Here is a 22,783-nt window from a genome sequence, read left to right on the forward strand (position 1 = left end):
CTGCCTCCATTGTGTAATAAAAAGCTCCCGCCCCAACAACAGGGACAGGAGCACAGATCCTGAATGACTACTTCAGCTCGGAGAAGTACTTAATGGTGCGTACCATCTGGCTGGTGTAGCTGTTCTCGTTGTCGTACCAGGATACCACCTGAACAAGCGTCATGTTGTCGCCTACGGGCTTGCACTTCGTCTGTGTTGCGTCGAAGATGCTTCCTGCAGTGCTGTCGATGATGTCGCTGGAGACGATCTCGTCAGTGTTGTACTCGAAGGACTCGGTCTCTTCGGCCTTCATCTGCGCGTTGACCTGATCCTTAGTTACCGTGCCCATGACCACCGCGTCAAGGATTGTCGTTGAGCCTGTCGGTGTCGGAACTCTCTGTGCTGCGCCGTCAAGTTTGCCTGCCAGCTCGGGGATAACGAGGCCGATTGCCTTCGCCGCGCCCGTCGAGTTGGGGACGATGTTGCATGCAGCTGCGCGTGCCCTGCGGAGGTCGCCCTTGCGGTGAGGTCCGTCAAGAATCATCTGGTCGCCGGTGTACGCGTGGACTGTCGTCATGAAGCCGGAGACGATGGGTGCAAGGTCATTGAGTGCCTTTGCCATAGGAGCAAGGCAGTTCGTGGTGCAGCTTGCGGCGGAAATGATCGTGTCGGTCGGCTTCAGTGTCTGGTGGTTGACGTTGAAGACGACTGTAGGAAGGTCATTGCCTGCGGGTGCGGAAATTACTACCTTGCGCGCACCGGCCTTGATGTGGGCTTCGGCCTTTGCCTTTGACGCGTAGAAGCCTGAGCACTCAAGCACTACGTCTACCTTCAGTTCTCCCCAAGGAAGCTCCTCTGCTTTGGGCTTCGCGTAAATGGTGATGACTTTGCCGTCTACGGTGATTGTGCCCTTCTCGTCGTCGAAGTCCACAGCGTGCGGATAACGTCCGTGCGTAGTGTCGAACTTGAGCAGGTGAGCAAGCATCTTGGGTGCGACAAGGTCATTGATAGCTACGACTTCATAGCCCTCCGCGTCAAACATCTGACGGAAAGCAAGGCGGCCGATGCGTCCGAAGCCGTTAATAGCGACTCGTACAGCCATGATAAATTCCTCCAGTTTGTGAAAAGTTTGAATGTGCACAGCTATTATACAACACTTTGTGCGCAAAAAAGAAAGACCCCGCGAATTTCACGGAGTCTTCTGGGTTGGAGTTTGTATGTGTGAAAATTTCTGCTGTCGTTAATCCTACTGGAGCAGGCTCAGCACTGACTGCGGGAGCTGGTTTGCCTGAGCAAGCATCGAAGTGCCGCTCTGGTTGAGTATCTGGAGCTTCACGAACTCCATCATCGTTGCCGCCATGTCCGCGTCCCTGATTCTGCTCTCTGCCGCCGTCAGGTTCGTCATCGTCGTGGTCAGGTTCTCGCTGGTGTACTCGAGGGCGTTCTGGTACGCACCGATCTTCGCGCGCTGGGTCGAGACCATGTTGATGGCCGCGTCGATCTGCCCGATTGCCTTTGAGGCCGTCTCGCGGGTCGTAACGTTGATGTTCGTAACGCCGAGCGCACCTGCAGACATGTTGCCGATGTCTATTGCGATGTCCTCGCCCTCGTTCGCGCCGATCTGGAAGACTGTCGACGTGTCAACGATGTGGATTACTGCCTCATAGAGGTTGTCGTCCTGCACAAGGTTGAAGTTGTCATCGCCTTCGCTCCAGCTGGCCTTGATGTTGGCCGTCGGGCTGAACTCGATGTCTACGTTGTCGTGAAGAACGCCGATGAGCCTGTTGTCCGCTACTTTGACGTTCGTTACGACAGGAGTGCCGGTGTGAGCGTCGTAGATTGATGCCCTGAAGGCCGTCGTAGAGCTCTCCTGCACAACGTTGAGCGCAAACGTGTTGATGAGGTCTTCGTCGCCGCTGAATGTCAGATCTCCTGCACCGCCGGGAAGCAGTGAACGGAAGATGAACGTTCCGCCGACTGTCTCGAGGCCCTGAGACTTCTTCTCGCTCTCCTCGACGAACGTGCAGAACTTGTCAGCATATGCTCCGTCAAGGTACTTGCTCTGCCCGAGCCCGTTGGCTATCGCGTCGTTGAACTTGTCGCGCAGCTCGTTGACCGTGTCGGTCGCGTAGATCGTTATTTCGGTTGACTTGCCGTCACCCTGAGAGATCGTGATGGTCTTCGGGGTGTCGAGCATGAACACGCCGGACTTGTTCCAGAACGTGTTGAGGTCGCGGAGCTTCGTGTCGCCGGTTGCGGTCTTGCCGATGTACGCGGCCGTGAACTTCGCAAGCGTCTGCTCCGTGTTGTCGGCGGAGAACTTATTGTCCGTCGTGATGATTACGTCGCCTTCGTAGACTGTGCCGTTCTCGCTGTTCACGTAGAAGTTCCTGAAGTGAAGATCCTTGTTCTGGCTGGCTTCGGCGTTGAGGTTATAGGTGAGCTGCTTGGAGACCATGTACAGCGGATTCGTTTCCTCGTCGTACTGCTCGCTCTCCGTGTCCTGCTCGGCCTGCCACCCGTCCGGCCACTTGGGGTCTACGTAGCCCTTCACCGTTACTGCCATATCAGCTTCTACGTCTTCGGTGTCAGAGTCGCCGTCGATGTCTCCGCCTGTGCCTGTAACGTTCAGCACGAACTTTGCGCCGCTCGAGAATTTCACTGCGCTGTCGTCATCTGAGTCCGGCGCGGTGTACGAGAGGCTTAATGCGGCCTCGTAGTCGTCGCTGTCAGTGTCTATCTTGACACCCACAAGATCAGAAATGTCTATGCTGTCGCTGTCCGTCTTAAGGATGATGTTCTCGCGCACTGCGTTGCTGACTGTCCCGTCAACACCCAGAATGTTCGACTGCGCCTTAAGAGTTACCGTGCCGTTCTTGTCATCGACTGACAGAACCTCGAACAGTATGCTTGCGTTGTTCATGATGTCGCCGGCCTCTGTCGAGAATATCCCTTCGACATCTTCTGCAAGAGCTGCTACTTTCTTTGTGTCGTCGTCTTCATCGGCCTTCGTGAAACCGTACGCGCCTACAACTGTTGCTCCGGCCTCTGCCACCGAATCAGCCTCTTCCACAACATAATCACCTGCAGGAAGCTGGTCGACCGCTACTCCAGTTACTCCGTATTCTGTATTGAGCTCGGTATCAGTTATGACGTTGGGATGCTTTATGGTCATGATTGAGGACTTCTGCACCTGACCCTTGCCCGTCTGGTTGGGGTCTACCGTAACCTGAATCCTGTAGTTGCCCTCAAAGGACTTCTTCTGCCCGAACTGGTCAAGCTCACGGAGCGAACCCTTCACGTATGCCTTGACATCGAGATTGCTGGATGACGTGATTCCTGCGCTCGAGCCGTCAAGAAGCCTCTTCTTGTTGAACTGCGTGGTGTTGGCTATGCGGTTGATCTGATCCTGTAGCTGATCGATCTCGAGCTGTATGTAGCTCCTGTCCTGTGCCGTCAGCGTGTCGTTGCTGGCCTGAACCGCAAGCTCGCGCATTCTCTGGAGCATCGAGTTCGTCTCGCCGAGCGCGCCTTCTGCAACCTGAAGCATTGACGTTGCGTCCTGAGTGTTCCTGATCGCCAGCTCGAGGCCGGAAATCTGGGAGCGCATCTTCTCGCTGATTGCGAACCCTGCCGCATCGTCGGCCGCGCTGTTGATGCGCAGTCCTGTGGAGAGCTTCTGTATCGTCTTCTCCATCGCGCTATTGGTACTGTTCAGCGAGTTGTACGCTGTGAGTGCCGGTATGTTGTGATAAATCCTCATCGTATTTAGCCTCCTGCAAACGGGATTGTGTCAATCCTCGTCTCTCAATATTTGTTCTCCTTCTTAAGGTTCGTGCTGCAGTCCGTTGCAGTAAATCGGCTTCCGTGCCCTCACGTGTTAGTTATCGGCCTCACCGATTCAGACTTTAGCACTCTCAATTTGACAAACGCACAAATTCTGATATGATAAGCCGCGTTTTGCTTCAAGGGTGGTTAGTTCAGAGGTAGAACGCTTCCTTGACACGGAAGAGGTCAGAAGTTCGATTCTTCTATCACCCACCATCTGGACGTTGACAGCTCCGAAGGATTGCGAGAATCTTTCGGGGCTTTTCTGTTGCCGCGCGCAAAAAAAAAAATTCCCCCCGACTTGGCCGGAGGGATTTTGTCTCTAGCGTCTGAAGCGTCTTCTCGGGGAATCGGTGTTCCCGCGTTCGCCCCTCTCGCGCTCGCTTCTCTCTCTCTGCGCACGCACCCTCGTCATCGCAGGGCCGGGAAGCCTAACGCTGTCAGGGTCGTACTTCGGCATCACGACAACCTTCCTCATCGGTGCTTCTCCGACAGACTCCGTCGTAACATCGCCCCTGTTCTTCAGCGTCGTGTGTATAACCCAGCGTTCCCACGAAGCCATAGGGTCAAGCCGTATCGGTCGGCCGTACTTCACTGCCTGCCGTGCCGTAGCTTCCGCCAGACGCTCGAGGCTCTTCGTCCTGCGCTCGCGGTAACCGCACGAGTCTACCTTCAGGCGCGGTTCGCTTCTCGGGTCGCGAAGAGCAAGGTTCACGAGGTATTCCATGCCCTTGATTGTGTCGGCATAGCGTCCCACAACGTAGTCCGCCGCGTCCTCGCCCTCAATGTCCAGCATGTTGCCTTCCTGCGCCGTGCATTCTGCGCTGAAGTCCATCAGCTTCAGAACTTCGTTGACGAAATCTACTCCGCGCGACACCAGGTCTTCTTTCGCGATGGCCGTAACTTCGACGGTCAGCTTCTTCTTTCCGCCGAACAGACCGCCCAGAAATCCGCTCTTCTCCGTGCTGAGAACTTCTGCCTTAAGGTCTTCTACTGGTATCTTCCACTGCTTGGAGGCCTCGATCAATGCCTCGCTGACTTCTGAGGCTTCAAGTGTAATTTTGCGCTCAATCATTCGTTACACCTCCGCGCACTATTTTACTCTCGGCTTGTCCCTGTACAACGTCGGCTTGTTCTGCATTTCTGCGCTGGTCTTCTTCGCAACTCTCATTTGGTGCACTATTCCCATCAATGACGAGACACCCCAGTACAACAGCACCCCTCCTGGAAGCCCGAAGCAGATGAACGTCAGGAACAGCGGCATAAACCAATTCATCATCGCCATCTGTGAGTTCCCTGCAGTCGTAAGGTGCTGCTGAAGCCACGTGAGATACGCAATCAGCACCAGCAGAATGAAGTTGAATATCCAGATGCCTATGTTCGAGAACAGAAGGCTTAAGTTGGTGAAGGACGAGAACAGCACCATCACGAAGCCGAGCTGTTCGTTAGGTATTCTCACGCCGGACTCGTCGACGAGCCTCAACGCTTCGGCAACTGTGGTGAGTACGCTTCCTCCGAGATTCACGCCCAAGAAGGTTACATCGGTGAAGGCTTCCGTCTTCGTGAGGTCGTAAAGCACTCCGTAGAGCAGGATGAATATCGGGAGCTGAATGATTAACGGAAGGCAGCCGCTCGCAGGGTTGACCTTGTTCTCCTTGTAGAGTGCCATCGTCTCCTCGTTCAGCTTGTCCTTGTCGTCAGCGTATTTCTCCTGCAGGACGTTGAGCTGTGGCTGGAGCTTCTGCATCTTCTGCATACTCGCCATCTGCTTTGCCGTCAGCGGGTGCATCAAGAGCCTGACCAGCAGGGTAAGGGCGATAATCGCCAGTCCCCACGCGAAGTTAGTGCTTATTCCGATGGAAGTTATAGCGTTGTGGATGATCTGCAGCAGACCTAACAGCAATACTTTTGCCTGTGCCCACATGTCTTATTGTTTCACCTCTCGTGATTTTTTCGGCGGAGGGTCATAGCCTCCGGGATTCCATGCCCCGCACTTCAGAAGCCTCTTCACGGTCAGGACAGTACCCTTGACGAAGCCCCATTCCTGGTAGACGGCAGCGGCATAGCTCGAGCAGGTCGGGTAGAACCTGCAGTGCCGGCCGATGTATGGGGAGATAAGTATCTGGTATGCCCGGATGAGTAGGACTGCGATGCGGGAAAGCATGACGTGTTACTTCAGCAGTAACTTTTTGCGCCTGAGGAGACGTTCAAGGTCGCGCGCGATGTCATGAGTTTTCGCGCCGAGTCCTTCGTTCTTCAGGCAGAGAACTAGGGAGATGCCGGGAGTTATTCTGTCCGAGAGATGACGGAACGCCTCACGCAGGATTCTTCTGCCGCGAACCCGTACGTGAGCCTTGCCCTGACGCTTTCCGACCGCTACGCCGAACCTCACTGCGTCCGTGTCCTCCCGCGCAAACAATAACCGCACAAGCTCTCCGTTGGTTCGTGTGCCTGTGCGGAATACTGCGTCAAATTCCCGGCCCTTCCTGAGCTTCAAGATGTTAGGCACGCGTAAGGTACTTTCTGCCTTTGCGCCTTCTGTTGCGGAGAATCTTGCGCCCCGACGGCGATGCTGAACGTGCAAGAAAGCCTATCTTTCTCCTTCTGGGGATTACGTGGGGCTGATATGTACCCTTCTTCATGATGCGAAGTACTCCTCTCTGTGTGAATAGTTATGATTGTTGGGATAAAGCTAAGGAATTATAGCACAGCGTTTTTGTGGTGTACAATTAGCGGGCAAAAGGAGGAATCAGCGAGTGAAACAGTTCATCATAGTTACCGGCATGAGCGGAGCAGGGAAGACCATGACCCTGAAGGTTCTCGAGGACTTCGGCTTCATCACGATAGACAACCTTCCGCCCGAACTTCTGCCCCAGCTTTTCCGCCTCATCTCTGACAGGCCGGAAGCGTCAAAGAGCAGGGGAGTCGTGGCGACGGTGGATGTACGCAACGTCAGCAGCAACTTCGTGAAGGTCATCGACGACATCTCTACGGCGTGGGGCGGCGACGTTAAGGTCATCTTCCTCACAGCGTCGGACGAGGAATTATTACGGCGTTACGAGAGGACGCGCAGGGTTCACCCGCTGAACAGAGGCTTGTCGACGGGCGAAGGCATACGGCTCGAGAGGGAGATACTTGCGCCGGTGCTGGACAGGGCGGACATTGTGATAGACACGTCGATGATGGATCTCCACCAGCACAGAGAACGCCTGCTTAAGGAGTTCTTCGAGTACGAGGGCGGAATATCAATCATAATAAGTTCGTTCGGGTACAAGTACGGAGTTCCTCAGGATGCCAGCTTCGTGATGGATGTGCGCTGTCTCCCGAATCCTTATTACGTCGACGAGCTCAAGAACTTAACGGGAATTGATGAGCCAGTGAAGAAGTACCTTCTCGATTTTCCTGAGACACATAAATTTATAGAGCTCAGCAAGAACTTCCTTGATTTCGCTATCCCGCAGTTCCTCAACAACGTGCGCGGTCAGCTTCACATCTCCGTAGGGTGCACGGGCGGCCGTCATCGTTCGGTTGCTGTGGCGGAATGGCTGTACAGCATATATTCACCCATCTACAAGGGAGTGTGCGTCATTCACAGGGACAAGGGGCACGGCCATCAATGAGCTTCGTTCTGGGAATAGTAACGACGCTGGCGGTTCTGGTTCTGTTCGGGCGGATAAAGTTCCGTTCCGGCAGGCCGGTGCTGAACAGAAGAATATCAAGCGGGCCGTACATTATGGCGGTCGGAGGAGGCACGGGGTTATCTACTCTGCTTCGCGGCATCAAGGCTTTCACGCGCAACATTACGGCTGTTGTCGCGGTAACCGATGAGGGAGGAAGTTCCGGCAGAATCCGCAATGAATGGGGAATGCTTCCGCCCGGAGACGTGCGCAACTGCATTGTTGCCCTCGCGGAGAACGACAACGAATTACGGAGCATCTTGGACTACAGGTTCGACAGGGGGGAACTCTCCGGGCACAGTCTGGGCAATCTCCTGCTCTTGGCCGTTACGGAAATGTGCGGGGACTTCAGCCTTGCGGTCGAGAAGATGAATCACCTGCTCTCAATCAGAGGAAGAGTCCTCCCCGTAACGACTGAGGGGATTACGTTGGTCGGCAAGACCAGAACAGGAGAGGGTGTCAGGGGTGAGCTGGACATTTCGCATCACGGGCACGAACTCAGCGAGATATGGCTTGAGCCCGTCAACGCGAAGCCGCTTCACGACGTACAGAGTGCTGTTGATGACGCGGAGATTATTCTTCTCGGGCCGGGCAGCCTGTTCACGAGCGTGATACCGAATCTCCTTCTGCCGGACTTTTCCGCGAAGCTCAAGGACGCGCAAGTCCCGAAGGTGTACATCTGCAACCTCATGACACAGCCGGAAGAGACGCAGGGCTTCAACATCGTACAGCACCTAGACTGGGTGAGTGCGGCTCTCGGGTGCGTGCCGGATTTCGTCATCGTCAACAGCGAGAAGATACCTGATGACATCGTCGAGCGTTACCGGCAGGACGGAGCAAGCCCGCTGTATCTGGACAGTTCCCAGCTGGAAATCATCAGGTCAATGGGCTGTGTGTGCGTTGAAGCGTCGATAATGAGCGTGTTCGAGAGCAGCAAGGAAGGCCGCGTACTGAGGCACGACTCCCAGAAACTGGCCTCCGTGATAATGCGTCTCATTCAGGAGATTAACGGGGACTAGCTCTTGAGCTGTGCGGTCTTCTGGGCTATCTGCGCCTCTATCAGCTGAAGCTGTGCGCGTAATGCCTTCTTCACGTCCTCGTCCTGCTCCCTGTTGAGCTGCTGCTTAATCTCGTCGCGCTGTTTCTTGAGCTTCTCTATCTCTTCTTCGATTGTGTCGGTGTCGTCTGATGACTGAGCTGCTCCTCCGGCACTCTGCGAGGCTTCACCTTTTGCGGCGGGCTGTGTGTAACTGACCTTCAGGTTTCCGTCCTCATCGTAAGATACGCTGTAGATTCCTTCTGCTTCTTCGCCGACAGGGTTAGCTGTGTCGTATTCGTCCGACTGCGCAACTTCCTGCACTGCCTGCTGAACCTGTACCTGTTCTGCCTTCTGTTCTTCCGTCTGCTTGCGGATCTGATACTGCCCGACGGACTGCGCCTGTCCCTGCAATGCCTGTATACTCATCATGAACTGCCCCCTTCATGAAAGATTTTCTGTGTAAATGTCGGATTATAATAACCCCGAATCTTATTCATGTTCAAGGAGAAAAATAACACTATGCGTAAATTTTTGCTCACGCTGTCAATCATTATTGCTCTCGAACAGTCAGCTTACTCCGCAGATATTCCGCGCGCAAACCTCGACGAGTCAGAACGTTACTTCAACAACGCCTACGTTCACTTCATGAGGCGGGAATACAGGGATGCACAGGTCTACCTAGACCAGGCAATACAGCAGAACACCTACCTTGTGGATTACTACCTGATGAGCGCGCTGAACCTCAGCCGGATGGGTGAGACCGACACAGCATTATCATCACTGAGGAGTTATCTCGAAGTCCGGCCTATGGACACTTCTGCTCCGAGAATGGAGAGAGTCTTTGACGAACAGGACAGGGTGCTGCGCTCGGTGCTGGGGACTGCGCCGATACCTGTGAGCTGGCGTTACGCGGAAACTACCGTGCAGAGCGAGTGGAACACCGGCTACACGCGTCCGTTCAGTATCAAGGGTCTGGGGAAAATCCGTGCACTTGGCCAAGTCGTGAGCATTCCCGACCAGTTCGGCGACAAGCTGTATATACGCTCATTGTCGCGCGGGCTGATTGCGGGGACTTTCTCGGCGGGTTGGACGATGAGCGAGGTTGAAGTACCTTCGCCGGTCATCGCAATACCGATGGGCGACGGGACTTTTACGGTCTTCAACGATGACGGTGAGGTCTACACCGTTCGGACGGTAGATGAGGGCGTTATCTCGTCGGACTACACAATGACGCTGCCGTCGCTGGTTGTGTCTGACGCGGAGATAATCACCGCAAACCTCTTCGCCGTCGCTGACCCTGCCGAGCGAAACGTAGCCTTCTACTACGAGGGCAATAACGGCCTGATGGTGAGACGGTGGGCTCCTCCTCTGGGTGAAGGTGATCTGCTGTTCGAGCCGGTTGCTGTCGAGGCATATGCTGACTGGCTGGCAGTAGCTGACCGTGCGAACGACAGAATCTACATCGTGAACGTCATCAGCCAGGAGTATTTCGACATCAAGGGAGTTCCTCTGCCCAGAGATCTTGCGTGGTCTGCGACAGGAGAACTTTTCGTGCTCACGGAGAAGGGCACTGTGTACGACTTCATGATAGATTTCGGGACAAGGACGTACGCGAACAGGAACGGAGGCCCGCTCTATGAGAACATGGACAACATCTGGACGTTCTACCATTCGCCGGAAGGTGATGTAACATGGATGGAGATAGGAGCGTCGAGAATCTACAAGGCAGTGATGATGCCTTCGCGCGAGGACGTGCCGGGCTTCCTGAGCGTCTACAACCCTGTTACCGCAACGAACGTCGAGAACAACGAGAGCTTTATAGTTGACGCGACATTCATGAGCCCGTACATGAACTACACGCACAACACGAGGATTATTGCGCAGACAGTCTGGAACGACCGCAACATGAGGGCAAATGTTATGTGGCAGAGGCCGCAGAGGCTGGACGCATTGCTGCTTCACGCGCCGATGCCGAGAGGGCAGGCTTTCCCGCTGAACGTGAGGCCTACGCAGGTTCGCGGAGGGCAGGACATACGGACGGTGCTTCCTGCGTTCTGGCTTCTGCACAAGGACACGCTGACACACATAATCGTTGACGCGTCGGTTCCGATGAGCCTCGAAGACACGTTGATGCTCCTGAAGTTCTGTGTCCTCAACGGGCTGGAACTGGACATTTACGCGCGGGATGTGCCGTCGCTGGGATTGACGAGGGCGAGCAAATTCACCGGCGGGAAAACGATTTACGCACTGGGCAACACGCTGGAACTTCCTGTGCAGAGGACACACCTTCAGCTTCAGATTCCGTTGCCGTATGAGCTGTCGTCGTCGGGTTATCCGGGACGGTCGATGCTTGCGGTGTATCTTGATGCGGGGCTGATACAGTCGAGGGCGTGGATTCCTCTGTGGCCTGACATGTTCGAGAGGTAATGTTAAGGGGGGTGGGTGGGGCAACGACACGGGCATGTGTCGTGCGCGACGCAGGGGTTGTTGAACGTGAAGGCACGCCGAACGTTCAACACTCACAGCCCCTCCCCAAATCCCCCTCCTACTGTATGACCTGATACACTATGCCGTTGATGATGAGGTCGTAGAACTTCGGCTCTGCTGTCCGCGCGTCAAGATTCTCTGCAGTGAAGCTCCCTGACACAGACCCCAGCAGCTTCGGTTCTGCGTCGATGTTGTACACAAGCCCCGTGTCCTCCGTGAACACCACAACATTATTCCCTGCACGCTCGACGTTCACGAACACGAACCACACATCCCTTGCCGTCTTGACCTCCTTCAGGTACTGCCAGTGCTCCGCAAAGTAAGTTATCTGTTCGTCGGTCAGCTTCGCTCCGTGCGGGAAAACCTTAGCGTTCCTGACAATTTCCAGCCTTCTCGTCTTCGGGAGAATGCCCGTTATCGTGTAATTCAGGTACTCTTCTGGGTTGATTGCACGCGCCGCCTTCACGCCGGACTTTATCCGCGAGCCTCCGTTTTTCTCGAGCTCCGAGAGTATCGCGCTCCCGTAACGGCCAAGACTGAACCGCGTGTATATGTAGTCGAAGTCTTCCGGCGGAATCTTGCCCGTCATCAGCCGCTGGTACTGGTTCTCAGACGCAAGGCGGTACGGGTCAAGAAGAGGCGAGTTCATCAGCAGGACAATGATTATCATGAAGAGTATTGATGTGATGTTGACCTTGCCGATTGAGCCAGGCCACTTCCTGAAGATTACCGCGCCCGCATAGCCCAATCCCCAGATTCCCGCCGTAATCGTGAGGAACATCGCCTGAATCCTGTCCGTTGTCAGTCCGTACTGCTGAATCCTCAACCCCAGCGAGTAGAGGCACAGCGCAGTGTAGACCGGCAGGCACAGCAATGAAGCCCGCGCGAGGAAGCTAGCGTACTTGTTCGGGAAGACGGGCTTTGTGCCGTCGAGGTATGCGGCATTCGCGAGGATTATCGTCCCGAACTGCAGGAGAAGCATTAGCGTTGATGCCTGGCCGGTGTCCCACAAAGTTTTGAGCCCCGAGAACGGCAGGCACAGGATGAACATTACCGACAGCACCGAGAAGAACGGCAGAAGCCACGCCAGCACCGACAGAATCCACCTTCCCAGCGAGTCGATGCCCGGATGTTTCACCGCAACGGAGAGTGATATTGCGATGGTCAGGCTCGACAGCGGGACGGCAGTTATCGGGTTGAAGATGAGGAAGGGGATGTTGGGCAGCCCTACAATCTCGAACAGAAGCCCCGCCGTTACGAGCAGTCCCCAGAACACGGCAATCACTATTCCGGCCTGAAACAGCAGGAACAGATTGCGGCAGAACTGGAAGAATATTTCGCTGTAAGGGAATTTCCAGCTCCACGCGGCCATCCTGCACTGGAAGAACGGCAGGACGAGAAACACTGCCATTGATATGCGTATGAGGTCTGCTTTCTGCGACGGAACAACGTAGAAGCTCCCTTCCTGCGAGTACAGAGACCACAGACGGTAAACCCACAGTGCGCCGAGCACGAGAGTGAGCCCGACGAGAAAACTCAGCAGGCGCATCCCCCAGTGTTCCTGCGAGAGCCAGAACGCGAACGGCACGAGGAAAATGATTGTTAGAGGGAGTGTGCGCAGAGGCCCGGCCGGAATCACGGCATACAGCCCGAGCAGCAGCCCCTGAATCACTGCAGAGACCGCTACCCACGTATAACGCTTGTTGTCGATGGTGTTCATGATGGGCTATTTCTTGTAGGAGTACTTGAGACCCTTAGTGAGTGCCTTAGGGAGCGTGCGTGTCGAGAGCGTCGCGCTTCCCTTCTTGAGGTTAACCATGTGAAGCGTCAGAGGCAGCGGGAATTTCCGCAGGTCAACGAGAGGCTGAATCCGTGTGAGTGCCTTCCGCGTTACGTAGTCGGGAACATCGAGCTTGTTGACCTTCACGATGGGATTATTGAGCCACAGCTCTTTTCCGCCGACGATCTTGAGGCCGCTGGTTATCTCGAGAAGTATGTCGAGGTTCATCAGCATTGCATCAGCGGTGTAGTAGCCTTTGCCCTTCAAGCCCTGCGGAGTTATAGCAAGCGACACGTCATGCCACTTGTCCTTCTCGCCGAAAGTCTTGGACTCTATCGCCCTGTTGATGTCGCCTTCAAGGATTGAGGCCAGAGCCTGTATCTGTATCGCGTCCTTGCACTCGACCTTGCCGTCTTTCCACTCAGAAGGTTCGTTGAACTGCACTCCCCTCATCCTGAACGTCAGGCTGTCCATCCTGAGGTTCTCGACAACTACGCCCTTGAGCTCCATGTACAGGTCAGAGAACAACCCTGTATCGTCGGGTTTCGCTGAAATGACGAGCGAGGCGGTCTCCGGGCTGAAACGCTTTACGTAGTAGTGAAGCAGGTCATCAACTTCATCTGCGCAGGACGTGCCTGTGAGAGCAAGTACTATAATCATGACAGCAACAACTAATTTCCGGGACATTGTGAAACATCATCTCCTGTAAAAATCTTTGCGACGGATATTATTATAATGGACAATGACCATGTACAATAACGAGATAATCAACCAGATAAAGGACAGCCTCGACATTGCGGAGATAATCAGCGAGCGCGTCAAGCTGAGGAAGACCGGCAGGGGCTATGTCGGGTTATGCCCGTTCCACCGCGAGAACACGCCGTCGTTCCACGTCTACGAGGACACGCAACATTATTACTGCTTCGGATGCAAGGCAGCAGGAGATATTTTCACGTACATCATGAGGGCGGAGGCGGTAGCTTTTCCTGACGCGCTGAGGCTTCTTGCTGACAGGGCGGGAGTGAAGCTGCCGGAGTACTCGCGGGAAGGGACGGACACCCGCGCTGTCTTGGACTTGGCCGCAAAGTTCTTCACCGCTAACCTCACCGGTACGCAGGGCATCGCCGCACGAGCCTACATGTCGCGGCGCAAGCTCGACGACTCCGACACAGCACGTTACTCGCTGGGCTACAGCCTGAACTCGTGGGACAGCCTCACGCAGTACCTTCGGAAGCAGGGCATCACGGACAGGGCAATCCTTGACGCTGGGCTGGCGATCGAGAACAAAGGCAGCATCTACGACAGGTTCAGGGGAAGGCTGATGTTCCCGATACATGATGTTACCGGCAAGGTCATAGCGTTCGGAGGGAGGCTGATTGACGGCGAGGGCGCGAAGTACATCAACAGCCCTGAGAGCACAACTTACAGCAAGCGCAGAAACCTCTACCTTCTCGACGAGGCACGAAAAGTTATGCTGAAGCGCGGGCGGGCAATACTCGTTGAGGGGTACATGGACGCGCTGAGGCTGCACAAGTGCGGCTTCACGGAGGCCGTTGCGTCTCTGGGAACGTCCCTCACGCCGGAGCAGGCAAATATGCTCTCGCGTTACGCGGACAAGTGCTACATCTGCTACGACTCCGACGAAGCAGGACAGTCCGCCGCCGTCAAGGGAATGTACATCCTCGCGGAAAACGGACTGAGCGTGTACGTCGTGAGCCTGCCAGAGGGCAAAGACCCCGACGAGTTCCTGAGCACAAACGAACCGGCCAAGTTCACGGAGGCTCTGAGTTCGGCGAAACCGTTAGTCATGAAGCACATCGAGCTGTTGAGCCAGTCCCTCAGCAGCGAACAACACCGCCGCAAGGCACTCGAGCAGCTGTTCGCGAGCCTGCGGAGGCTCAGCCCTGACGAAGTTCTGCGCTTCAAGGGGAGCATCTGTGATGCGACGATGCTTCCGCCTGAGGCCGTCGAACGCTACCTTCTTGGCGGCAGAGCCCGCAAAGCCTCTCCGCGAAAAACAGCCCTCCCCGCTCAGCCGAAAGATGCGGACGACACCCTCGAGGCCGCTATGTGCTTCCTGCTCTGGGACAGCCCGGAATGCCGCACGAGCATTACCCCGAGCGAAGCAGTCAGCCTCCTCACGACGAACCTTGCGCGCGAGGCAGCACTGGCGATTCTCACCGAGAACACCGACAACCTGCAGGCTGTGTGGCACAATTCCGGCGAAGAGGAGAAGATAGGCCTCCTAACGAGGGGAGAGGTCTTCTGCTCACAGCTGCAGAGCCCGTCGGCAGGGAAGTTCTTGAAGGTCTACAGCGGCCTGAAGCGCAGAAGCATCGACAGGCAGATAGCGGAAATACAGTCGCTCCCTCCGTCGGATCAGGACATGGAGGAACTGCAGAGCCTCCTGACACAGCGGGGAAAATTCTCACTCTGACTTCAGGCTGAAGAAGTGTACAGGGTGTGCGGACTGAAAGATCACATCGCGGAGGTTTTCGCTAGCAAGAATCTCGGGTTCGCTGTCCTTCTCGCGAATGAATACCACTCCCGGAGCGTCCTTCATCGCCGCCAGAATCGCCGCAGACTTCTCGAAGCCGGCAATCATGAACGCCGTAGCCAGCCCGTCGCCTAACGAACCGTCAGGAGTAATTACGGTAACCGACAGCAGGTCGCTCATTACGGACTCGCCGGTCTTCGGGTCAAAGAAGTGCGTGTATCTCTTGCCGTCTACCTCCTTGAAGCGTTCGTAGCCTCCCGACGTAATCACAGCGCAATCGTTCACGCTCACGGCAAGTTCCGCTGCTCCGTAGGGGTTGAGGGGGTTGCGCACGCCTATCTTCCAGTTCCCGCCGTCAGGCTTTGTCCCGACAACGTAGATGTTCCCGCCCAAGTCTATGAGCCCGGAAACTGCTCCCCTGCTCTTCGCGAGGTCAGCAATCTTCTTCGAGGCGTAACCCTTCGCTATGCCCCCCAAATCGATTACACAGCCCTTCTCCTTCAAGCAGATGCTGTCGTCAGCGACATCAAGGTTCTCGATTCTGCTCAGGCCGATAACAGCATCAAGCTCCTCCTTCGTCGGCACGGTGTTGTCTGCGCGGTTAATCTTCCACAGCCTCGTTACCGCACCGATCAGCGGGTTGAACACGCCCCCCGTAACCTCGTACAGCCTCACCGAATCCCTGACTGCCTCGACGACGTACGGCGGGACATTCACGCGTTCAAGGCCTGCCTGAGAGTTTATGCGCGAGATGTCGGAGGAGGGGTTGTACATCGAGAGCGCGTTGTCCAGCTCAGCGAGAAGAGCATACGCGTCGTCAATGAGCTTGTCGTCCTTTGTTGTGAAGGACATGCGGATAACGGTATTCATTGCGAAGCCGTCGCGCTTTACCTCAGGGACAGGAGCAACAGCCCACGACAACAGCCCGGCAGCAACAAGCAGTGCAGCGACAAAATATTTGCGGTACATGAAATCAATCACCTCGCCCGTATTATAATTGTCGCAGCTAATTTTTTGTGAGGAGCAGAGAACAATGACGTACTTTATCGGAGTTGACATAGGGGGCACGAACCTCAAGGCCGGAGTTGTCGACACAGAGGGTCATATAGTCGGCGAGGCCTCAGTACCTACGGGGGCGGACAGGCCGCAGGACGTTGTGCTCGAGGACATTCTGGGGGCAGTGAGCAAGGCGGTAGAGGCTTCGGGCGTGAGCATGAAGGAGATTCGCGCTGTCGGTATGGGCTCGCCGGGACTTATCGACTACACGACAGGGACTGTGGTCTACAACAACAATCTTGGCTGGCGGGACTTCCACATCTGCGAGAAGATGAGCGATGCCCTGAGTATGCCTGCACGCCTGGAGAACGACGCTGACGCGGCGGCACTTGGCGAGGTTGTCGCAGGGAGTGCTAAGGGAGCAAAGAGCGCGATGATCATCACGCTGGGGACTGGCGTGGGTTCGGGTTACGTTCTCGACGGAAAAATCTTCAGGGGCTGTGAGTTCGGGCACATGGTTATAGCTTACGGCGGGAGGAAGTGCACCTGCGGACGGCACGGGTGCTTTGAGGCGTACTGTTCCGCGACGGGACTAATCAACATGACGAAGGAAGCTATCGCCGAACATCCCTCAAGCACGCTCGCTGAGATTGCGGCGAAAGAAGGAACTGTGAGCGGGCACACTGTTTTTGTCGCGGCGGAAGAAGGCGACAAGGTAGCAGAACACATCATCGACGAGTACACCGGGTACTTGGCCGGAGGGCTGGCGAACCTCATCAACGGACTACAGCCTGAAGTAATCAGCATAGGCGGAGGCATCGGCAAGCAGGGCGAGAGGCTGTTAGTTCCTCTTCGCGGAAAAGTTGCAGAGGAAGTGTACAAGGGGCTGCCCGTCCCTAAGATCGTGAGCTGTACGCTGGGCTACAAGGCCGGGCTTATCGGCGCGGCAATGGCAGCAAGAGACCTGTAACAGCAAAAAAGGGGGAGCAATTTCCCCCTTTCGTGATATCTTACGCTATCAGGGCAATCGCTACATCGTTGACGTTCGTACCTGTCGGGCCGGTCATCAATAATGCATCAGCCGCCTTCAGCGCGTTGTACGCATCATTGTTCTTCAGAACCTCCGCAATGCTGATACCTTTGCCCTTCAGCTTTGCTTCCGTAGTCCCGTCAACAATTCCGCCCGCCGCATCCGTAGGCCCGTCCGTCCCGTCAGAACCCAGAGACGCAACTACAACGCCTTCCAGCCCCGCAATTCCCTGCGAAGCCGCAAGAGCGAACTCCTGATTACGTCCGCCGAGACCCTTGCCCGTAAGATGCACTACAGTTTCTCCTCCGGCAATCAGTGCGCACGGAGCACTAACCGGCCTTCCCGAAGCCTTGACCTCGCGCGCAATACTTGCCATGAACGAGCCGCCTTCACGTGCCTCACAAGTCATCGTCGTCGTCAGCACAAGCGGAGTGTAGCCCTTTGCCTTCGCGATGTTCGATGCGGCCTCGCACAGTGCGGTAACGCTCCCCGTTATCGTCGCCGTAACGTTGCCGAGCTCCTTCGGTGTCTCCTGAGCAAGTACGTTCATGAGCTCGGGCTTGACCTTGAGACCGTACTTCTTCACGATTGCGAGAGCCTCTTCACTCGTCGACATGTCGGGAGCCGCCGGGCCTGAAGCGATGCTGTCGAGCCTGTCGCCCAGAACATCACTCAGCACGACCATGAACACATGAGCCGGTGCACAGACCTGCGCGAACCTGCCGCCCTTGACGCTGGATAAGTGCTTGCGGATTGTGTTTATCTCCACGATGTCCGCCCCGCAGGCCAAGAGCTGGCTCGAGATGTCCTGCATGTCCCCGAGAGTTACCCCTTCCGCCGGAAGCTCGAACAGCGCAGACCCTCCGCCGCTCACGAGGAACAGAACTGTGTCGTCAGCAGTGAGGTTCTTGACGTGCTCGAGGAGTGCCTTAGTGCCCTTGATGGTGTTCTCGTCAAGCACTGGATGTCCGGCCTCGTAGATCTCCAGACCCGGAATGTCGCCCATCGAGTGATCGTACTTGGTTACGACTGCACCAGAAATTCCCGAACCGAGAATGTCGCTTGCGGCTTTGGCCATCCTCCAGGCTGCTTTTCCGATTGATGCGACGATGATGCGTCCCTTGCCCTTGCGTGAGGTGAAGGCGGGGTTGTTCAGGGCTTCACGGACTGCTGACTCGGGAAGCACGGCCTTGATTGCGTCGTCGATTATTGCGCGCATGTCCTGCATGAGATTCGGCATGAGTTTAGATTCCTCCGTTGTGTATGAATGTTTGGTGTGGATGGAGCTATTGTATCACGAAAAACTTTGCGGCTTCTGTTACCCTGCGATTTCGTGCAATGACGGGTCAGCCGTTACCTCAGCGTCTCCCTCACGCCCTCTGCGGATGAAGGCATTTCGTCCCGCCATCGCTATCATCACTGCGTTGTCCGTGCACCTGCTCAGCTTCGGAAGCCACGCCCTTACCTCACGGCACGAACCCAGAGCCTCCCTCAAGGCACTGTTCGCTGACACTCCTCCCGACGCAGAGACGCGCTTTATGCCGGTCATACGCGAAGCCAAACGAACCTTGCTCATCAGAGCTTCCGTTACGCAGTGCTGAAACGACGCGCACAAGTCCTCTAGCGGAAGCTCCTGCCCCGCCTCCTGCAGTTTCTTCACCTGCCACAGCAACGCAGTCTTGAGCCCGCTGAAGCTGAACTCTACCTTGTCCGTGTTCTTCATGGGAATCGGGAAGCTGAATGCGTGAGGGTTGCCCTTCGTAGCTAGACGGTCAATCTCCGGCCCGCCCGGGTACTTCAGGCCAAGAATACGTGCCGCCTTGTCGTAGGCCTCTCCCGCCGCATCATCGCGCGTCTGCCCTAACAGCTCGTACTTCCCGAATGCCTCAACCTTGATGATTTCCGTGTGCCCGCCCGAAACTATCAGCGAGAGGAACGGAGGCTTCAGGTCTTCCGCGTCAACAAGAGGCGCGAACAAGTGCCCTTCGAGGTGATTCACGCCGATTAAGGGAACATTCCACACCTGCGACAACGCACGTGCTGTCTGCACCCCCACAATCAGCGAGCCCATAAGTCCCGGGCCTCTCGTTACGGCGATCAAGTCCAGCTCGCGGGGGGAAATGTTGCACTCCTTCAAGGCAGCATCAACCAGCGGAAGAAGATTCTCGAGGTGCTTCCTTGCCGCGAACTCGGGGATTACTCCGCCGAAACGCGAATGATCCTTTATCTGGCTGGAAAGATACTCGCACAGCACCTCACGTTCTCCGCGAAGCACCGCAACTCCCGTGTCATCACAGCTCGTCTCTATTCCCAGCGTAAGCATCACGAGTATGAGTTATCCTCGACGAACACAGGCCACGCGTGGTTCACGAAGTCATCATAAGCGTCGAACAGCGGAGGCTGCATTATCTCATCATTGAAGATGAACTGCTCAAATCCTCCCAGCGCGATTTCCCCGAACCACATTTTTTTGTCGCATTCATGATTATGACTGAACAACTCTGACACGCTAAATCATCCTCCTCATCGTCGCAGTCGCAAAGCACGTCATCGACAGTCCTGCTCCGGCATCGTCGAGCCCCTCTGCGGACTTGAACTTCAAGTTACAGGGGAAATGTTCACTGAGATTCGCGATGATTGCTTCACGGTATTTGTTCAGGCGGGGGACTTGCGCTTCCACCACAGCATCAACAAACACAACCTCCCAGCCCTCAGCCTCAACGCGCCTCATGACCTCGTCAAGCAGCTTCATGCTGTCCGCACCCCTGAACTCCTCAGAGCTTGCGGGGAAGAGATTGCCGATGTCAGGAAGCCCCGCTCCGCCGAGAACTGCATCCATCACTGCATGAGCCAGAACGTCAGCATCACTGTGCCCGAGCAGTCCGAGAGGAGAAGCTATCTCCACGCCTCCGAGAATCAACCTTCTTTCCGGCACGAGCCTGTGAACGTCATAGCCCAGACCAGTGCGCATTGTTCCCTCCGTCAGCGCGCGTGCAATCATCATGTCCTCCTTCTGCGTAACCTTGAAGTTCAGCCGTTCTCCCTCAACATAACGCAGTTCATGACCTACATTCTGCCACGCTTCTGCTTCGTCCTTAGCGAGAGGACAGGCCTTCACCGCCTCAATGAGTTTTTCGCGCGGGAAACTCTGCGGGGTCTGCGTTATGTACAGTCCTTCACGGTCAACGCACTCTATCTCCGTGCCGTCAATCCTCTTCAGCGCGTCGCTCACGGGCAGGACTGGAACAACCCCAGCGTCATCGTCTGTGCTGTCCATCAGCCGCCGGAAAAGCTCCTTACTCCCGAACGGACGTGCCGCATCGTGAACCATAACGTAATCACACGCTGCCTCGCGAAGTCCGTTAAGCACCGAGAGAGCACGCTCGCTCCCGCCGTGTGTTACTTTAACGGGGTACGGAGCAGAGATTTCACCGTCAAAGCCCGCCGGAACGATTAAGACTATCTCCCGCACTCCGTCTGTCTTGGCCGCAACGTCTGCGCTCCAACGCCACAGAGCTTTTCCCCCGAGCGTCATGAACTGCTTGCGCACATTGCCCATCCTCGAGCCGCTTCCTCCCGCCGCAATCACAAAGCTGAACTCCCTCACAGTACCTGCCTCCGTGCCTCTAATGCTGTGTTGAGCGTCATTCTGTCCGCGAACTCTATTGCCCCGCCGACAGGCAGTCCGTACGCTATGCGCGTAACCTTCTCCGCGCCGCTCTTCCTTAGAACGTCTAGCAGCGTGTAGTACGTCATGTCCCCTTCAACCTTCGGGCTTGTAGCGATGATTACCTCATCAGCTCCTAGTGCCTCAATGTGCCCCAGCAGGAAGTCGATTGCCTCGCTGCTGAGTTCTTCGCCGTCTATCGGTGAGACCCTTCCGCCAAGTATGTGGTACAGTCCGTTGTAGACACCTGACTGCTCGAACGTCGAGAGTGCCTCGATGTCGTCGACGATGCACAGCGTCTTTCTGTCGCGCAGAGGGTCAGTGCATATGCTGCAGGGGTTGTGCTCGGAGATGTTGCCGCACTGCCCGCAGGTGTGCAGTCCCTTCTTCAGGTTAGCAATCAGTGTCCCGAGAGCTTCTAGGGTATCGTTGTCCTGCTTAATCAGGTGGTAGGCTATACGCCGTGCACTCTTGAGGCCGATGCCCGGAAACTTCTTCAGGGCAGTTACGAGGTCGTTAAGGGCAGTGCTCACAGGTTACAGCCCCATTCCCATAGCTCCGAGTGCGCCGGTGATTCCTCCCATTCGTTCGCTCATGAGTTCGCGGCTTTTGCGGAGGCCTTCATTGACGGCGGAAGTTACGAGGTCTTCGAGCATCTCCCTGTCCTCAGGGTTGATGACTTCGGGGTCTATCTTTATGCTCACGAGGTCTCCCTGTCCCGTGAAGACTGCACTGACCATTCCTCCGCCGACGCTGGCTTCTACGGTCTCGCTGGCTAGCTTCTCCTGTATCTGCATCATCTGTGTCTGCATCTGCTTGGCCTGCTTCATTATGTTGTTGAGCTTCATAAAAATTTCTCTCTCCTAAATCTTTGGGATTGGTAAATTCTATCACGTATAATTATGCGAAAACGTTAAGGAGCAAAATTTTCACCATGCTTGAAATCTTCAAGGCTATTCCTGCAGGAGGAACTGTCTTCAACTGCATAACCGTACTCATCGGAAGCACGGCAGGACTCCTCTTAGGGAAATTCATCCCCGATCGCATGAACACAACCATCTTCAACTGTCTCGGACTCTTCACGCTGTACGTGGGAATCAATATGTCCCTGAGCACAAAGCATTCTATTGCAGTACTCGCTAGCCTGATGCTCGGGACGATTACCGGCGAACTCTTAGGCATTGAGCGTCGGCTCAACAATCTGGGCGACACACTGAAGGCCAAGCTCCACACCAAGAACGAGACCTTCACGCAGGGCTTCGTGAGTGCAACCCTGCTGTTCTGCGTGGGTTCGATGGCGATAATCGGTGCGTTCAACGACGGACTCCGCCATGACCCGGAACTGCTCATGACTAAGGGCATAATGGATGGCATTGCGGCGACGATGTTCGCTTCTGGCTTCGGGCTCGGGACGGTGTTCTCGATTGTGCCGATGTTCATCTATCAGGCAGGGCTGACGTTCGCGGCTTCGGGACTTGAAGGCGTAATCACTCCCGACATGTACGCGAATATTTCCGGCATCGGAGGGCTAATGATTATGGGAATAGGCTTCAACATGCTGAAGATTACGAAGCTGAAGCTCGGTGATATGCTGCCGGGCTTGGTGTATGTTGTGTTCCTCACAATGTTATTCGAGTAGAAAGGAGAAATGTTTATGAGCTTTGACTGTTCAGGATTGAAGGCGTATTCGGGCTACTGCAACGATACTGCGGAGCTGCTGAGCTGTTCTTCAGGCGGAGGAGCATTTATGCTATCAAAAGCTATCATTTTTGCGGGGGGGGGGTGCTAGTGTATTTGGCGTAT

At 55.5% G+C, this 22,783-nt stretch carries 23 protein-coding genes and 1 tRNA gene; 7 read left to right on the plus strand and 17 right to left on the minus strand.

The window, feature by feature from the left end; translation table 11 throughout:
• Nucleotides 1-67: 67 nt before the first annotated feature.
• Nucleotides 68-1,081, minus strand: coding sequence for a type I glyceraldehyde-3-phosphate dehydrogenase (gene gap / locus IJT02_00250; GenBank protein MBQ7543357.1), 1,014 nt, complete (start codon nt 1,079-1,081; stop codon nt 68-70).
• Between the two features lie 144 nt (nt 1,082-1,225).
• A complete protein-coding gene (locus IJT02_00255; GenBank protein ID MBQ7543358.1) occupies nt 1,226-3,742 on the minus strand; it encodes a flagellin in 2,517 nt (838 codons plus the stop codon).
• Nucleotides 3,743-3,948: 206 nt separating this feature from the next.
• Between IJT02_00255 and IJT02_00260 the strand changes: the two genes are divergently transcribed.
• Nucleotides 3,949-4,023 (plus strand) — tRNA-Val (locus IJT02_00260).
• Between the two features lie 106 nt (nt 4,024-4,129).
• On the opposite strand, the gene IJT02_00265 is transcribed toward IJT02_00260, so the two are convergent.
• Genes IJT02_00265 through rpmH form a run of 5 tightly spaced genes read right to left on the minus strand, consistent with a single transcriptional unit; the run spans nt 4,130 to nt 6,449 of the window.
• Nucleotides 4,130-4,882 carry a Jag N-terminal domain-containing protein gene (locus tag IJT02_00265; GenBank protein ID MBQ7543359.1) on the minus strand — a complete coding sequence of 251 codons (753 nt, stop codon included), beginning with the start codon at nt 4,880-4,882 and terminating at the stop codon, nt 4,130-4,132.
• 18 nt (nt 4,883-4,900) lie between these two features.
• Entirely contained in the window at nt 4,901-5,731 is an 831-nt protein-coding gene (locus IJT02_00270) for a YidC/Oxa1 family membrane protein insertase (GenBank protein MBQ7543360.1), read from the minus strand.
• Between the two features lie 3 nt (nt 5,732-5,734).
• Complete coding sequence (yidD, locus tag IJT02_00275; protein ID MBQ7543361.1) at nt 5,735-5,971, minus strand: membrane protein insertion efficiency factor YidD; 237 nt, start codon at nt 5,969-5,971, stop codon at nt 5,735-5,737.
• 6 nt (nt 5,972-5,977) lie between these two features.
• Nucleotides 5,978-6,304, minus strand: coding sequence for a ribonuclease P protein component (rnpA, locus tag IJT02_00280; protein ID MBQ7543362.1), 327 nt, complete (start codon nt 6,302-6,304; stop codon nt 5,978-5,980).
• 4 nt (nt 6,305-6,308) lie between these two features.
• The gene (gene rpmH / locus IJT02_00285; protein MBQ7543363.1) at nt 6,309-6,449 is read right to left on the minus strand and encodes a 50S ribosomal protein L34; all 141 of its coding nucleotides are present in this window, start codon (nt 6,447-6,449) and stop codon (nt 6,309-6,311) included.
• Between the two features lie 114 nt (nt 6,450-6,563).
• Between rpmH and rapZ the strand changes: the two genes are divergently transcribed.
• Together rapZ and yvcK are read left to right on the plus strand one after the other, a co-directional pair.
• Complete coding sequence (gene rapZ / locus IJT02_00290) at nt 6,564-7,427, plus strand: RNase adapter RapZ (GenBank protein ID MBQ7543364.1); 864 nt, start codon at nt 6,564-6,566, stop codon at nt 7,425-7,427.
• Nucleotides 7,424-8,503 (plus strand): uridine diphosphate-N-acetylglucosamine-binding protein YvcK, encoded by a 1,080-nt coding sequence (gene yvcK, locus IJT02_00295; GenBank protein MBQ7543365.1) that lies wholly within the window; start codon nt 7,424-7,426, stop codon nt 8,501-8,503. Before rapZ ends, yvcK begins: the two co-directional genes overlap by 4 nt.
• Here yvcK and IJT02_00300 read toward each other — a convergent pair.
• Complete coding sequence (locus tag IJT02_00300) at nt 8,500-8,952, minus strand: hypothetical protein (GenBank protein ID MBQ7543366.1); 453 nt, start codon at nt 8,950-8,952, stop codon at nt 8,500-8,502. The two genes, yvcK and IJT02_00300, sit on opposite strands and share 4 nt — an antisense overlap.
• Nucleotides 8,953-9,042: 90 nt before the next feature.
• On the opposite strand from IJT02_00300, the gene IJT02_00305 reads away from it, so the two are divergent.
• A complete protein-coding gene (locus tag IJT02_00305; protein ID MBQ7543367.1) occupies nt 9,043-10,950 on the plus strand; it encodes a hypothetical protein in 1,908 nt (635 codons plus the stop codon).
• Between the two features lie 118 nt (nt 10,951-11,068).
• On the opposite strand, the gene IJT02_00310 is transcribed toward IJT02_00305, so the two are convergent.
• Together IJT02_00310 and IJT02_00315 are read right to left on the minus strand one after the other, a co-directional pair.
• Nucleotides 11,069-12,730 (minus strand): DUF4153 domain-containing protein, encoded by a 1,662-nt coding sequence (locus IJT02_00310; protein ID MBQ7543368.1) that lies wholly within the window; start codon nt 12,728-12,730, stop codon nt 11,069-11,071.
• 6 nt (nt 12,731-12,736) lie between these two features.
• The gene (locus tag IJT02_00315) at nt 12,737-13,477 is read right to left on the minus strand and encodes a DUF2993 domain-containing protein (protein MBQ7543369.1); all 741 of its coding nucleotides are present in this window, start codon (nt 13,475-13,477) and stop codon (nt 12,737-12,739) included.
• A 55-nt stretch (nt 13,478-13,532) separates the two neighbouring features.
• Here IJT02_00315 and IJT02_00320 point away from each other — a divergent pair, with 55 nt between their 5' ends.
• A complete protein-coding gene (locus IJT02_00320; GenBank protein MBQ7543370.1) occupies nt 13,533-15,227 on the plus strand; it encodes a DNA primase in 1,695 nt (564 codons plus the stop codon).
• Here the strand turns inward: IJT02_00320 and IJT02_00325 are convergent.
• Nucleotides 15,219-16,268 carry an FAD:protein FMN transferase gene (locus tag IJT02_00325; protein ID MBQ7543371.1) on the minus strand — a complete coding sequence of 350 codons (1,050 nt, stop codon included), beginning with the start codon at nt 16,266-16,268 and terminating at the stop codon, nt 15,219-15,221. The two genes, IJT02_00320 and IJT02_00325, sit on opposite strands and share 9 nt — an antisense overlap.
• 52 nt (nt 16,269-16,320) lie before the next feature.
• On the opposite strand from IJT02_00325, the gene IJT02_00330 reads away from it, so the two are divergent.
• Entirely contained in the window at nt 16,321-17,253 is a 933-nt protein-coding gene (locus IJT02_00330; GenBank protein MBQ7543372.1) for an ROK family protein, read from the plus strand.
• A gap of 40 nt (nt 17,254-17,293) precedes the next feature.
• Here the strand turns inward: IJT02_00330 and IJT02_00335 are convergent, their stop codons facing one another.
• The 6 genes from IJT02_00335 to IJT02_00360 form a co-directional block, all read right to left on the minus strand.
• On the minus strand, nt 17,294-18,553 hold the full coding sequence (locus tag IJT02_00335) for a glycerate kinase (protein MBQ7543373.1): 1,260 nt from the start codon (nt 18,551-18,553) through the stop codon (nt 17,294-17,296).
• 78 nt (nt 18,554-18,631) lie between these two features.
• Nucleotides 18,632-19,636, minus strand: a complete 1,005-nt coding sequence (gene tsaD / locus IJT02_00340; GenBank protein ID MBQ7543374.1) for a tRNA (adenosine(37)-N6)-threonylcarbamoyltransferase complex transferase subunit TsaD — start codon at nt 19,634-19,636, stop codon at nt 18,632-18,634.
• The gene (locus tag IJT02_00345; protein MBQ7543375.1) at nt 19,636-19,821 is read right to left on the minus strand and encodes a hypothetical protein; all 186 of its coding nucleotides are present in this window, start codon (nt 19,819-19,821) and stop codon (nt 19,636-19,638) included. Before IJT02_00345 ends, tsaD begins: the two co-directional genes overlap by 1 nt.
• 1 nt (nt 19,822) lies before the next feature.
• A complete protein-coding gene (ispF, locus tag IJT02_00350) occupies nt 19,823-20,920 on the minus strand; it encodes a 2-C-methyl-D-erythritol 2,4-cyclodiphosphate synthase (protein ID MBQ7543376.1) in 1,098 nt (365 codons plus the stop codon).
• Entirely contained in the window at nt 20,917-21,513 is a 597-nt protein-coding gene (gene recR, locus IJT02_00355) for a recombination protein RecR (GenBank protein MBQ7543377.1), read from the minus strand. The genes ispF and recR overlap by 4 nt, the downstream gene beginning before the upstream one ends.
• Nucleotides 21,514-21,516: 3 nt before the next feature.
• Nucleotides 21,517-21,828: a YbaB/EbfC family nucleoid-associated protein gene (locus tag IJT02_00360; GenBank protein ID MBQ7543378.1), complete on the minus strand. Its 312-nt coding sequence runs from the start codon at nt 21,826-21,828 to the stop codon at nt 21,517-21,519.
• Between the two features lie 86 nt (nt 21,829-21,914).
• Between IJT02_00360 and IJT02_00365 the strand changes: the two genes are divergently transcribed.
• The gene (locus tag IJT02_00365) at nt 21,915-22,619 is read left to right on the plus strand and encodes a DUF554 domain-containing protein (protein MBQ7543379.1); all 705 of its coding nucleotides are present in this window, start codon (nt 21,915-21,917) and stop codon (nt 22,617-22,619) included.
• Nucleotides 22,620-22,783 lie beyond the last annotated feature (164 nt).

It is taken from the genome of Synergistaceae bacterium (assembly GCA_017450125.1).
In the GTDB taxonomy this organism is placed as follows: Bacteria; Synergistota; Synergistia; order Synergistales; family Aminobacteriaceae; genus JAFUXM01.